Below are 12540 nucleotides of genomic sequence, written 5' to 3'. Positions count from 1 at the left end.
CGACATCATGTCTCAGTAGCTCAGCAGGATAGAGCAACGGCCTTCTAAGCCGTCGGTCGGGGGTTCGAATCCCTCCTGGGACGTCAATAGGTAGTTTTAGAAAGAGAAGCTACAGTGTGAAAAACACCTTAAATCCTTTAATATCAGGGATTTAAGGTGTTTTTAGTATTTTTGAGAAGTCGTTAAAAAGAGATAAAAAATAAAAGCTTTCTACACATTTTCTACACATCTACACGCTCTATATTAGTGGAAGGCATTAACATCATCTTTTTAAATACATCTGCTGTTTTTCTGGAATCACGTTCACGCAATTCTTTTAGCACATGGGCATATGTAGAAGAAGTAATTTCAATACCTGAATGTCCTAGACGTTCAGACACATAAATCAAATTTACTTCTTCGAAAAGTAAAATGCTCGCATGTGTGTGTCGTAATCCATGAGCAGTAATAAGAGGTGTTATTTTAAGATGTTTCAATGCTGCCCGTAGTACATCATTTAATCGATCATTTGTGACAACAAAAATATCGGATGTGTCATCAAAGAACACTAATTGATGTTGATTATCTGAATGTGATGTTCGATATTTGAAAAATTTCTTAAACAATAGCATAGTCTCTGTATCAATGGTTATTGTACGCTCAGAACTTTCATTTTTTAAGTCACCAAAGCCACCGCCTTCTTTGTATTTCCATTGCCGTTCTACACGAATGAAACTCTCTTTAAAGTAAAAATCTGTTTCGATCAGGCCAACTAATTCACCATAACGCATACCGGAAGTTAAGGCGAGAAGTAGTAATAAATTCTCAATACCATTATCCACGTTTTGTAAATTTTTTATGTTTTTCTCAACATGATCTTTTAAGTAATATAAGAGCCTTTCAGTATCAGTAAGGTTTAGAAATTTTTCAGACCCTTTTTTTGAAGAGGCCCCAGTAATAGTAATATTTCGAGTGAAATCATTCTTTATTAGTCCTTCGTCAATTGCTTCCAACAAACATGTTCGCACGTAACCATTTAACTTACGATTTGTATCTCTTGCAAATTTTGTCCCCAAATCATTCATAAATTCTTGGTATTTACGCTTAGTAATCTGTTGTATGGGCATCTCTCCAAAGTATTCATATAATTTATTGTAAGTGGTTGTGTAGGCTCTCATCGTAATATCAGAGATATTCGTTTTATATGTTTTAACCCAATCCATAAAATACTTAGTGAAAGGAATATCTTCTTGAATTGAAGGGAAGTTATTTTTCCCAATGTTAGCTTCAATAGCAGCTGCTGCAACTGTTGCTTCCTTTTTGGTACTGAAACCACCTTTCCGTATAGGTTTGTACTTTCCATCAACCATTCTACTAACACAATACTGCCACGTCTTTCCGCGTTTTGTTATGCTCGCCATATTAAACACCTCCAATTCTATTGTTAAAAATACAATAGAAATGCACTATTCCATTTCGGCATATTTTTATTATTAAAGTATTGAGTAAGCCTCTTTTCAGCAAACTCATATTCAACATTAAAAATTAGTTGCAAATCTTTAACAGATAGGGAAGAGTCATTTTCAATTAGATCATCTAACATAAACGTAGGCATACAGGCGTGGTACATAAAATTATTTGCCTTATTTTCTAAGTACTTAATCCAAGAATTTGTCATTTGGTGTTGTTGTCCTGTATGTAAGAGTATATGACCAAGCTCGTGGCAAAAATCTTGCCACAGTTGCGAAGGTGTTAATTGTTCGTTAAGTAGTATAAAGGCACGATATTCATCAAAAAGTGCTTGGCTTGGTCTATTCCAATAAAAGATTTGAATTGTCAACATTTGAGCAATATTTTTAAAATCAAGTTGTTTAGAATTAGTGATGCCTAAATTCATATACATTTTCTTTATAAAATTTTCTGTATGCCCATTATAAATCATTAAACCAACTCCAATTTCTAAATATAGAACATATGTTCCTTTTATTGTACAACAGAATATTATAGTTGGAAAGGCGATATATTCATTTATTTAAATAAAAAGGAGAGATTTGGACCAATTAAAGGGAATAGAGTATTTATGTAGAATATGATATTATAAGGTAAATATCTTAAGGTGGATAAGATGGAGACAGTAATAAAATCTATATTAGAAGTAGTTCCAGGATGGTCTATCACAATTTTGGCCATAATTATAATTATTATGGTAGTTGGCATTGCAATCCTCATTTGGTGGACGTTATTTAAAACTGTAAAGGTTGCACTTAAGGACAATACTGAAAAAAGCTTAAAAGAAGACATTAGACTTCTGACTGATGAAAAAGCTATTCTTGAATCACATGTTGCAAGAATGGAGAATATTGTAAGTCATGCACGATCTTTTACCAATTCCTATAATAAGCTTATCAACGGAGAAAGTACTAGCTTTGAAGCTGTCATACAGCGAATGATTGAAAGTCTTAGTAATGATATAAAAATGACTCCAAAAAATGGTCACAGATCTGGCTTTTGGCTATATGATGAAGAGGGAGAGGATGGACCATGTTTAAAATTACTTTATGGAAGTTCTGCTTTTCCTGATACATATTTTGGCGAAAGAAGGTTAGGAATAAATAATTCTGTCGCTGGTAGGTCATATCGAAAAAACAAGATTGAGCAAATTGATGATGTACATAATGATCCTGATTGGGCTACTGAAAACTCGACATCCAAATATCAGGCAATCTTATGTATACCTATTTCCGGTTATGGAGTTTTAACTGTTGATTCAAATGAAGCTATTACAGAGCATATAAGAATTATTGTTGAACTTTATGCGGTACTTATTGAAGGTGTATTTGAAGCCTTTCAGCGTTATGAAATAAATGAAACATCAGATCCGTCATAAACTTCTTATGTTGAATGTAAATAATCAATATAGAGTGAGGAGGAAGTGGTATGATGAGCACAAGAGAAATTCTTCTTAAAAAGAATTTATTAAGAAAATCGTTTGTTGAAAAAAAGATAAGTGAAGCTGAATATAAAATTGCACTAAAAAAATTAGAGGAATTGGAAAGAAAAAAAGCAGCCATTAGCAGCGAAAAGAATGCGAATTTAGGTATATTTAGAAAAAAATTAATGGGTAATTAAAAAAATGATTCAGACAACGTCTGAATCATTTTTTAGTATTTATTTCTATTATTAAAATAGTCATGGTTTAAATTTTTATCGAAATACAATTTTCTTTTAACCCATACAAACCCATCACCCTTAGTAATTATTGCTACATCAATAGGACCACCCACAGTTTCAGTTTCTTGTGAGACTTTCCTTTTAAAAGATGTAAGGTTTACTAAAGTCTCAGCTATTGAAGCTAATTCTTCTTTAGGAAAAGTAGGTAAAATTTTCAAAACTGGTTCTGTACTAGTATTATAAATAAAATCATTAATAGATAATGATATTTCTTGTAATGACTTTCCAATATAATCTATTTTTATCGCATCTACTTGATCTTCGCTTAGTGTTTTGTCGAGATTTGGCAAAATTACATCATCAAAATAATTGTTCAGTGTATACATAGTTGTATAGGGCATAAACTTTAATATATTTTCATCAATACCATTTAAAAAAGTATAAACCATTTCTTTCTGAGCGAAAGGAATTATTGCAGCTCTAGCATGATTAAACTTGTTACTTATTATAATTTTTTCTTCTTCACTAATTTTTAAATTCCCATAAAAAGTTCCGCCTATTGAATGCTCAGTTAATTTAGGAAAGAAATCTTTTTCTCCAAATCCTGCTATTACAATTCCAGAATGATTTTGATATTGGAAAGTATCTTTAATAATTAATAGATATACACATCTAGTGGTTTTTTTAAGTATAACTTCATTGAAATCAAAGAATAAGTTGTCATTCAAGAATTCATTTATATACTTTGTATAATCATTTTTAAATCTATTGAATAGAGTAGGATCTTTAATTAAAGTCTCTATCTTCGATAGTTCGTCTGTACGCTCGTCTACAAAATCCTCAAATTTTTGAACGTAATCTACCTCGTAATCGTTTTCTCGGCTTTCAATAATTAATTCTGCTAAATCATTGTCGATTATATCTTTAATAAATAACTCACTAATGCTCAAGATACTTCTAAGTTCAGTATCCTCATTACTAAAATAAGGATTTGTTTTTACAAATTCAATAAAAGCACTTGCGTACTCTTCTAATGTATCAAATTGAATATTACGATATTCTTTTCTGTAGGTTTTAATAACTGTTTCCCAAGGGACATCCATAAAATCTGCATTTCCATAAATCATAATGCCTACAGGGGAAGACTTAGATAAAGCAAATAACTTATTGGCAAAATTATATATTTTTCCTGAATCATTCCCTCCAATTGAAACAGCACTATCAGCAGCCAAAGCAATTCCAATAGTATTCATCACACAGACTTCTGCAGTCAAATTCCTTCACCTCAAACATTATCATTTATATTCCTATAATTTTGAGAAATAATAAAACAAAAAATCCATTAATGTTTTATATTTACAATGATGATTGTAATTATGGGCATGCCTTAAAGCATGCCCTACTTTTTATAATCGCGTTTAATAATTTCCCAAAATTCGCGAAGGCGTTCAACTGCCTCTTCTTCGGACTCAGGCAATTCCTTATAAAACACATTTAACTGAGGATTGCTTTTAAATGCTTGAAAATCAGCTTCATCTTGTTCTTCATGGGTCGGTATACCTGTACGCCCCAGAAGATAATCAGTACTAACTTCAAAATAATCAGCAAACTTATTTAGTAATTCAAAATCAGGTCTTCTCTCATCTCGTTCATACATTCCGATTGTACTCTCAGCAAGACCAAAAATTTTCCCGAACTCTTTTTGTGAAATTTTTCTACTCGTACGGAGAGCCTTTAATTTTTTTCCAAAAAGTTCTGTCATATTCATATCACCTGTTTTCATATTAACACAGATTGTGTTAAATAAATTGTTTTATATAATTTATTGACAACACGATTTGTGTGGTTTATATTGTTGAATAACGACACGAATTGTGTTGGGAGGTGGAATGTTGAATAAAGAGAAAATTGGTCAAATTCTCATTGTTTTAAGAGGTGAGGCGTCTCGAGAAGATGTTGCCAAAGCTGTGGGTGTAAGTGTAAGCGCTTGGCAAATGTATGAGAATGGGCAACGTATTCCAAAGGATGAGGTCAAGGTAAGAATCGCCTCCTACTTTAATAAAACAGTAGGAGAAAATTTTTATTCTTAAACAACACGAAATGTGCGGTTTTTATGGAGGAGGAATTTTATGCAACAGCAATTAAATGTCCAATTAACGATTCATATTCCAGAAGATCAAGTATTAATAAGCAAAGTCGAACTGGAAGAATTGCATAGGAGTAAATTGGCAGGAAAGTATTGGACTATGAAAGATTTAGAAGCACAAACTGGTCGAAAATCTGATTGGTTACAAGAAAAGATTCTTTATGTACCTCGTTTTAAACAAAAGTTAGATGCTCGTAATGGAGGATTTGTTTATTATCCAAAAGGAAAAGGTTCTCCCTGGGCTTTCCAAGCGACAAAAATGGCTAAGTTCCTGGATGATAATTTCCATTTAATTTGGGGAGGGTAACGTCCCTTTGACGCTACCCTAAGCAGATGAATTTTAAGTCGAGGGGAAATAGGAAAAATACGAGAGGCAATATGTAAATATTTCTATCTTCTTATTAGCAATTTTAACAGTTGATAGCTTAATTGAGTATTCCAGATTGGCATAAGAAGGTGGTGAGATAGTGAAATTAGGAGCACTTTTACAGGCATGTCGAATAGGCAGTGGTATGTCACAAGAAGATTTGGCTGCTCAAATGAATAGAAGTCAAACTTGTATTTCTAAGTATGAAAATGAACGGAAAACACCCGACATTTATACATTTATCGAATGGTTTAAACAAACGAATACTCAGGAGGTCGGCAATATCTTTATACAACAAATGATGAGTGGTATTGACTTAGCAACCGTTGTTCAATCATTACTACCAATCGTTGGAGGTTTTGGATGGTGGTTCTTTTTATAACAAGGAGGAGATCTAATTGAGGATTATCGTAAAACATTGGAAATCATTGAAACCAGTGGAGCGGTACATGGCTATATACAGAGCCGCACGTCAAAATGACGCTACCCTTAATAATCAGCATAAAAAAGGCTTACAAGCACTGGCATGCAAGTAAGCGGTTAAGAAAAATATATTACTGAAACTATATCAAAAATTTAGTGAATCGGCAAGAAAGGGGATGCATCTTATGCTTCCAGAAATTATTGTACATGACAGTGTACGTGTTTTAACAAGTGCTCAATTAGCTGAATCATTTAAAACGGATAGCAAGACTATGAATCGTAACTTTCAACGAAATCAGGATCAGTTTGAACTTGGTGTTCATTACTTTGCGCTAACAGGTGAAGATTTAAAAGCTTTTAAAGGTGAACGTCAAAATGACGTTACCCTTAAGTATGTTTCAGTTCTTTATCTTTGGACCGAAAAGGGAGCTTTTCTACATGCTCAATTTTCTAAAAGTAAGCAGGCTAAGGACGCTTATCGAGCGTTAATAGATAGCTATTACACAATGTTGGACAAACCACCAATTGAGCAACCACAAGCTTTAGCAATTAGTCTAGCTGATTTTCAAAATTTAGAAAGTAGGTTGGTAACTTTGGAAAATCAAATGCATGAAGTGACATTACACTCAGGAGAACAACTTCGCTTACGAAAAGCCGTGAATGAGCGAGTATATCAATTAGCTGAACAAACAGGAGCAAGACGTGTATTATTCCGAGCTTTGTATTCTGCAATCAAAGATCGGTATCAAGTAGGTTCTTATCGTGATGTTAGACAACATGAGTTGCAAGACGCATTGAACTTCGTTTCAAGCTGGGGAGCATAGGAGGAACATATATGTTTACAACGGGTAATAATACAGTCGATTTAATGGGACAAATGCACTTAGAAGGTAACGTTATACCACATATGTGGTAAGAAAATTTTCGTCTAGATAGTGGCAAACCTGATCTAAACGCCATAATCATTCTTGCTGAAATTGTTTATTGGTATCGTCCAAGTTATGAGAAAGATGAGTTAACTGGACGCCTCATCAACATTAAAAAGAAGTTTAAATCAGATTTATTACAACTTTCGTATGATCGCTTTGCTGAGCAATTCAGTTTTAGTAAAAAACAAGTCAAAGAAGCAATGGATCGACTAGAGAATAGGGGCATTATTAAGCGTGATTTTAGGACAATAAATGCTAATAGAACTCGATTATCGAATGTTCTTTTTATCGACCTAAATGTACCTCTTTTAGAGAGATTCACCTTTAGTTCTGGTAATGGGGTATTACCGCAGAAGGTAGGAGGGTATTCCCCTCAAAGTATGGAGGGTGGTGACTTGGAGGTTGGGAGAGTCCAACCTTCTAGGGTAAGAGGTGGTGCCCCACAGGTGGGGACATATACAAAGATTACTACAGAGATTACAAATACAGAGATTACTAATAAAAAGAATAGTAATCGCAAACGAGTTTACGACGAATCCTCTGTGCATTATCAATTGGCTTATAGACTCTATCAAAAAATACTGATTGATGATCCAAGCTTTAAACAACCAAATATGAATACCTGGGCTGATTGTATTCGCTTAATGATGGAGCAGGATGATAGAACAGCTGAACAAATCGAATATCTTATTGATTGGTCACAAACGAATTCATTCTGGAAATCAAATATTCTTTCAACAAAAAAATTGCGCGAAAAGGCTACAACGTTAATACGTCAAATCAAAGCAGAGAATGCAAAAGAAAACAAAGCCAAATCACCTTCGCCAATTAAACATCGACAAGGACGTACTGAAGTTGTACCAGAGTGGTTCCATAAGCGAAATGAGGACAGAGCCGAAACTGTAGAAGTCAGTCAAGAAATTGACTTTGAAGCAGAGCGTAAAAAAATACTTGAAACTTTAGGTAGGATAGACAAAAATGCACAGTAAGCTGAATTTGCTGTATAGAGTAAAAAAAATCCCCCTCTACTGAAGGGGAAAATACTTTATTCATTATTTTGACTTATAAATTTAACATATTCTCTATAATTTACCCAAATTATTAAGAGGATTAGTATGAAAAAAACACTAAAGAATGCTAACGGAAACGAAATCAAATTATTTAAAGTAAAGCTATAAATAAAAGCCACAATAAAGCCAATGATGAGTATACGAAATATAATTCTTAATTTGGTAATAGGCCATAAATTATATATTTTTTTTAGGGGGAAATGATAGACCAGTTCATAAGTTATGTTTTTATTATTCCAGTTGTCTACAATTCTATAGTTTGAATCTCTTTCCACCAATAAGGAAGATTCATTTTTCATTTTGAGTATTTTCCATTTTTCGTTATCGTCTAAAAGGATAAAAAATTCATTATGTAATGATACTTTTCTATCTACCCAAATGATTGCGTTAAAAAGCAAGATAAATGCGAATGTAACGATTAACCACACTATACCAAAAGCAATAATAGTAGTAGTTATAGAAGGCGAAATATTGCTAATAGAACTGGGATTGTATACAGCTATATAAAAACTACCAATAGATAATATGAAAAATGTATAAACGCCGTAGTTTGAGAAGTCTATTTTGAATTTTTTCCAATCAGTCATTAATAGTTTTTCAATTTCTAATAAATTCTTATTATCAATTATATTTTTTATTGCAATAACTACTAAGGAAAATAATGTTATTATACTAATTTCTCCAAGAAATTTGGATATTAATGTATCCATTTAAAAACTCCTTTACGTAAATTTATAGTTAAATTTTAACATAATTAAAGCTGAGATAATTTAAAAAATAAATGTTACTTGATCAAAAGGGGAATAGTGATGGGAAGAACACAACAATATTTTATCAATGGCAAGTTATATGAACTACCTATATACAAAGCAGGGGATAGAGTGAATTACTTGAAGCCCCTACTATTAAGGGGACGGTAAAAGAAATTAAAAATGATGGCTTGTATGTTCATGTGATATGGGACAAGTTTCAACATCCAAGTATTAAAGGTATAGGCGTGAATTGGCTGGTTTCCAACATACAAGCAGCTAAATGAAAGAGAGGGAAAATTTATGTATAACAGGATGGGATTATTAAAGCAACAAAACGCATTGCATCATCAATACTGTGTAACATGTGTAAATCGAAAAGACCGTAACGCAAAAAGTTGTAAAAAGTGTGACATCTTCATCAAGTTTATTGAAATCGGTAGATGCCTTTTAAATCTAAATAAGTCTCCTAACGATCAAGCGTCACTGAAGAAGACAAAAGATGATATTTTATTAGAATCAATGACTGAATACGGAATGATTCTTACGATAGATCGGTACTTGGACTTACAAGAAATGGGCCTAAAAAATTCTGAAATAGCAGAGTACTACGGTATTACAGATCAGGAGCTTAATGAATGGAAAGTATGGCAGGGACTAACTGGGAAACGTGGTCCCATGTCTAAGAATGATTTGGCATGCAGCAGTTAACCATCTTTGATTGTCCATTAACAGAAAAACATCTTTTCAAACACATGACAAAGTGAAGCTAAAGTTAGTTGACGAATCTACCAACTTTGAAATCTATAACAATCGGAAATATTATTATGATCATCTAATTGGGAAAATAGGTACCGTAATTGAAGTTAGAGGAAATACAATAATGGTGCTAATCAGTGAAGAAATTATTCCATGTGAGGCTTGTGAATTGGAGTGGATAGCGTAGAGCTACAGGTGCAACTGTAGCCCTACAATTAAGCCCTTCGCTTAATACGCTACAGTAATTATAGCAAGGAGGGGCTAATATGGGCAATACAGTTAATTTAGGGGCATTAGGCGATGGTGTTTACATCGTTCAACAAGGGGCAATTGTAGAGGTTCTAGAGCCTAAAGAGTATGGACAAGACTCTATCCAATGGCAACATGGCAAGGTGTTTGAAGTGAGCGAAAGCAAGCGTAGACGTGTGGGGTCAGTGAAAAAGTGAAAGATATTGAACAGGAGGGAATATTAAAATGAACAACAGTTATCCACGAATTAATGAAGAAGTAGCAGCTATTTTAAAACAAACATAAGCAGAGCCAGCATTTGAAGGTACAGTCCTTGTGGGAAAGAGCAAAAATATTATGTGTAACTTATTATAGCGCAGAGAGGAATTTATTAGTGCTTTGGAAGTACTGGGTGACTATTGACGGAATCCTATAGATTGATACAATGGAATTACCTGAGAATTGTGTAATAATTTTGTCACAAAGAAAAGCAAAAGTTGCTGAGTTTCCTTGTTTGCTGAAACAAAAATTGTGACATTCCATGATCAGGTAAAACGTTAGAAGTGGGATGAGGGTGAGTAGTTTTGAATGAAAGTAAATCAGAATTAATACTTGCAGTTTTAGGAATGTTACTGTTACTCATATTTAGTATAGTAATGCTTATTGAAGCTAATGTATATATGACAGCATTAACAGTAGTTGGAACGATTGCTACTACTTCTGCTGCAATCGCAACTTATTTAAGTGCAAGTGCTGCAAAAGAGAGTGCTAACATTGCCAGTCGTGCTTTAGATAATCAAATTCAAGAATCTATTTTAAATAATAAACCTGAGATTATCAGCTTAAATAAATATGTTGAATTAAAATTTAATAATTTTAATGATAAACCACATTTATGTAATTGGGATACTCAAGACTATGATTTACAAGATAGGTTATTTGTAAAACAAGTACAATTACCAATAGCAAATGTTGGGAAAAATTTTGCTAAAGATATTGAAATTAGGTGGGAACTAAATGGTTTTGAGGAATCTGTTGCTGAAATGAAAAACTTAAAACCAACTTTAAAGAAATTTTATACTACATTAGATTTCCAAATAAAAGAAGGACAAAGTTTTAAAGGTCTGAGAATATTTGAAACATTCTCGAATATGGAAAATGGTTTTTTAAGTATTGATGAATTTAGGATTGATAATTTTGAAATAGAAAAAATACCATTTTTAAAAAATGGAGAGGAAGCATTCATAAATATTCCAACCTCATATGTTATATTTTACAATATCTTAATTTCAATCTTCCATTTAGAGTGGCGTAAGGTAAATAAGCATCCTCTATTAAATCTAAATATAAAATATAGAGATGTTGATAACAGATTGTATGAAGATACTTTCATTTTGGGAATCACTAAAATGCAAATAGGGCATTCAAATTTTATATATGAAAGAAATTCAAAGTTTGATTTAAATCTGATTAAACGAATATAAAGTTCCAAGCATTCTGTAGGACAACAAAAGATATAGCAACCTGCTACCCTTTTTTGTTATCCACTATATTATATTCGTAATGAATGGGAGAGTTATTTAGATGTGGAAAGATGAATACTGGAATTTAATATTTCCAAAGAATAAAGAAGTCTTCAATTTTGCAAAAGCCCTATTATTAAAATCGAATTATATGCCAAAACTCTATAAATACAGTAAAGTAAATGAATCCACTATTAATAATATAATTAATAATAACGTTTGGTGTCGCAGAGCAGATCTTTTTAATGATCCCTTTGATAGCAGTGTAACAAAAAATATTTCTGTTCATCATGACAAAATTAAAGAGATTATTATTAGGGATTTTTGTAAATCATTTAAATTAGAATATAACCAAGTTTTAGAAATGGTAAAACTCTTAAGTTTAGAATCGACTAAAATGGCATTATTAAATACTTTAAAAGTATCAGGAGTAGATTTTTCCCAATCTCAAATTGATTCATTCAATGAAAGTGTTCAGGGATTATTGGATGGAACTATTGATATTTTCGAAGACTATCTTTTAAGGACCAATGAGATATATCAAAAGAGAGTATATGCTACTTGTTTTAGTGAAAATCCTTTATCCACTTCAATGTGGAGTCACTATGCAAATGACTACAAAGGAATTTGTTTGGAGTACGATTTTAGTAACTTAGCAATTACCAATGATATTTTTAAAAATATTCATCCAGTAAGATATACGGACAATCCAGTAGATTTAACTCAATATGATGGAAAAGAGCATGTTAGAAAAACGTTATTAGCAGCACTAAATAAATCTAATGATTGGCGATATGAGGAAGAATGGAGAATTGTTCTTGATAATATTGGAAGTAAGGATGAAGGTACGTGTTATCAAGTAGTTCAACCAATAAGTATAATTATGGGTTCTTCAATTAGTGAAGAGGATAAAGAAAAAATACTAGAGATTTCTAGTACAAAAAATATTTTAGTTAAACAAATAAGAAAAGATAGAATTAAAAATAAACTATCAATAATGAATTTTAATCAGTTTGCAATAGAATAAGCCTTTACGGAAAATACCGGAGGCACTAACAGACAGGTGAATGACCTGTTTTGTTGGTGCCTTTTTTTATTTTATTAAAGGGGTGGAGAATATGAGAACAATACAAACTGAGTTGGTACAAAAGGGGTTAAGCAAAGAAGTTAAGGGGCAAGCGTCCAAAAGACGTCAA

17 protein-coding genes and 1 tRNA gene are annotated in these 12540 nt (G+C 32.5%); 13 read left to right on the top strand and 5 right to left on the bottom strand.

Annotated features, from left to right (window positions below; translation table 11 throughout):
- The first annotated feature begins 9 nt into the window (after window positions 1-9).
- Window positions 10-83, top strand: a tRNA-Arg gene (locus MHB65_RS17200).
- A 138-nt stretch (window positions 84-221) separates the two neighbouring features.
- On the opposite strand, the gene MHB65_RS17195 is transcribed toward MHB65_RS17200, so the two are convergent.
- The gene (locus tag MHB65_RS17195) at window positions 222-1400 is read right to left on the bottom strand and encodes a site-specific integrase (protein ID WP_342441150.1); all 1179 of its coding nucleotides are present in this window, start codon (window positions 1398-1400) and stop codon (window positions 222-224) included.
- Between the two features lie 23 nt (window positions 1401-1423).
- Entirely contained in the window at window positions 1424-1921 is a 498-nt protein-coding gene (locus MHB65_RS17190) for an ImmA/IrrE family metallo-endopeptidase (protein ID WP_342441149.1), read from the bottom strand.
- Between the two features lie 183 nt (window positions 1922-2104).
- Between MHB65_RS17190 and MHB65_RS17185 the strand changes: the two genes are divergently transcribed.
- Window positions 2105-2866, top strand: coding sequence for a GAF domain-containing protein (locus MHB65_RS17185; protein ID WP_342441148.1), 762 nt, complete (start codon window positions 2105-2107; stop codon window positions 2864-2866).
- A gap of 50 nt (window positions 2867-2916) precedes the next feature.
- Window positions 2917-3108: a hypothetical protein gene (locus tag MHB65_RS17180; RefSeq protein ID WP_342441147.1), complete on the top strand. Its 192-nt coding sequence runs from the start codon at window positions 2917-2919 to the stop codon at window positions 3106-3108.
- Window positions 3109-3140: 32 nt separating this feature from the next.
- Here MHB65_RS17180 and MHB65_RS17175 read toward each other — a convergent pair whose 3' ends face one another.
- Window positions 3141-4424, bottom strand: a complete 1284-nt coding sequence (locus tag MHB65_RS17175) for a hypothetical protein (protein WP_342441146.1) — start codon at window positions 4422-4424, stop codon at window positions 3141-3143.
- 125 nt (window positions 4425-4549) lie between these two features.
- The gene (locus MHB65_RS17170; RefSeq protein ID WP_342441145.1) at window positions 4550-4912 is read right to left on the bottom strand and encodes a helix-turn-helix transcriptional regulator; all 363 of its coding nucleotides are present in this window, start codon (window positions 4910-4912) and stop codon (window positions 4550-4552) included.
- A gap of 127 nt (window positions 4913-5039) precedes the next feature.
- Between MHB65_RS17170 and MHB65_RS17165 the strand changes: the two genes are divergently transcribed.
- From MHB65_RS17165 to MHB65_RS17140, 6 genes are all read left to right on the top strand, one after another.
- The gene (locus MHB65_RS17165; RefSeq protein ID WP_342441144.1) at window positions 5040-5240 is read left to right on the top strand and encodes a helix-turn-helix transcriptional regulator; all 201 of its coding nucleotides are present in this window, start codon (window positions 5040-5042) and stop codon (window positions 5238-5240) included.
- 39 nt (window positions 5241-5279) lie between these two features.
- Window positions 5280-5603, top strand: a complete 324-nt coding sequence (locus MHB65_RS17160) for a DUF771 domain-containing protein (protein WP_342441143.1) — start codon at window positions 5280-5282, stop codon at window positions 5601-5603.
- Between the two features lie 160 nt (window positions 5604-5763).
- Entirely contained in the window at window positions 5764-6045 is a 282-nt protein-coding gene (locus MHB65_RS17155) for a helix-turn-helix transcriptional regulator (protein WP_342441142.1), read from the top strand.
- 16 nt (window positions 6046-6061) lie between these two features.
- Window positions 6062-6199, top strand: a complete 138-nt coding sequence (locus MHB65_RS17150; RefSeq protein WP_342441141.1) for a hypothetical protein — start codon at window positions 6062-6064, stop codon at window positions 6197-6199.
- A gap of 72 nt (window positions 6200-6271) precedes the next feature.
- On the top strand, window positions 6272-6910 hold the full coding sequence (locus tag MHB65_RS17145) for an ORF6N domain-containing protein (RefSeq protein WP_342441140.1): 639 nt from the start codon (window positions 6272-6274) through the stop codon (window positions 6908-6910).
- Between the two features lie 500 nt (window positions 6911-7410).
- Window positions 7411-8004 carry a hypothetical protein gene (locus MHB65_RS17140; protein WP_342441139.1) on the top strand — a complete coding sequence of 198 codons (594 nt, stop codon included), beginning with the start codon at window positions 7411-7413 and terminating at the stop codon, window positions 8002-8004.
- 56 nt (window positions 8005-8060) lie between these two features.
- Here the strand turns inward: MHB65_RS17140 and MHB65_RS17135 are convergent, their stop codons facing one another.
- The gene (locus tag MHB65_RS17135) at window positions 8061-8795 is read right to left on the bottom strand and encodes a hypothetical protein (RefSeq protein WP_342441138.1); all 735 of its coding nucleotides are present in this window, start codon (window positions 8793-8795) and stop codon (window positions 8061-8063) included.
- A gap of 342 nt (window positions 8796-9137) precedes the next feature.
- On the opposite strand from MHB65_RS17135, the gene MHB65_RS17130 reads away from it, so the two are divergent.
- The 4 genes from MHB65_RS17130 (at window position 9138) to MHB65_RS17115 (ending at window position 12371) form a co-directional block, all read left to right on the top strand.
- Complete coding sequence (locus tag MHB65_RS17130) at window positions 9138-9545, top strand: hypothetical protein (RefSeq protein WP_342441137.1); 408 nt, start codon at window positions 9138-9140, stop codon at window positions 9543-9545.
- A 314-nt stretch (window positions 9546-9859) separates the two neighbouring features.
- On the top strand, window positions 9860-10039 hold the full coding sequence (locus MHB65_RS17125) for a hypothetical protein (RefSeq protein ID WP_342441136.1): 180 nt from the start codon (window positions 9860-9862) through the stop codon (window positions 10037-10039).
- A gap of 366 nt (window positions 10040-10405) precedes the next feature.
- Window positions 10406-11305, top strand: a complete 900-nt coding sequence (locus tag MHB65_RS17120) for a hypothetical protein (RefSeq protein ID WP_342441135.1) — start codon at window positions 10406-10408, stop codon at window positions 11303-11305.
- A gap of 100 nt (window positions 11306-11405) precedes the next feature.
- Entirely contained in the window at window positions 11406-12371 is a 966-nt protein-coding gene (locus MHB65_RS17115; protein ID WP_342441134.1) for a DUF2971 domain-containing protein, read from the top strand.
- Window positions 12372-12540 lie beyond the last annotated feature (169 nt).

The sequence above is a fragment of the Lysinibacillus sp. FSL K6-0075 genome, from assembly GCF_038592945.1.
GTDB lineage: Bacteria > Bacillota > Bacilli > Bacillales_A > Planococcaceae > Lysinibacillus > Lysinibacillus fusiformis_F.
This window is presented reverse-complemented; position numbering and strand designations above follow the sequence as displayed.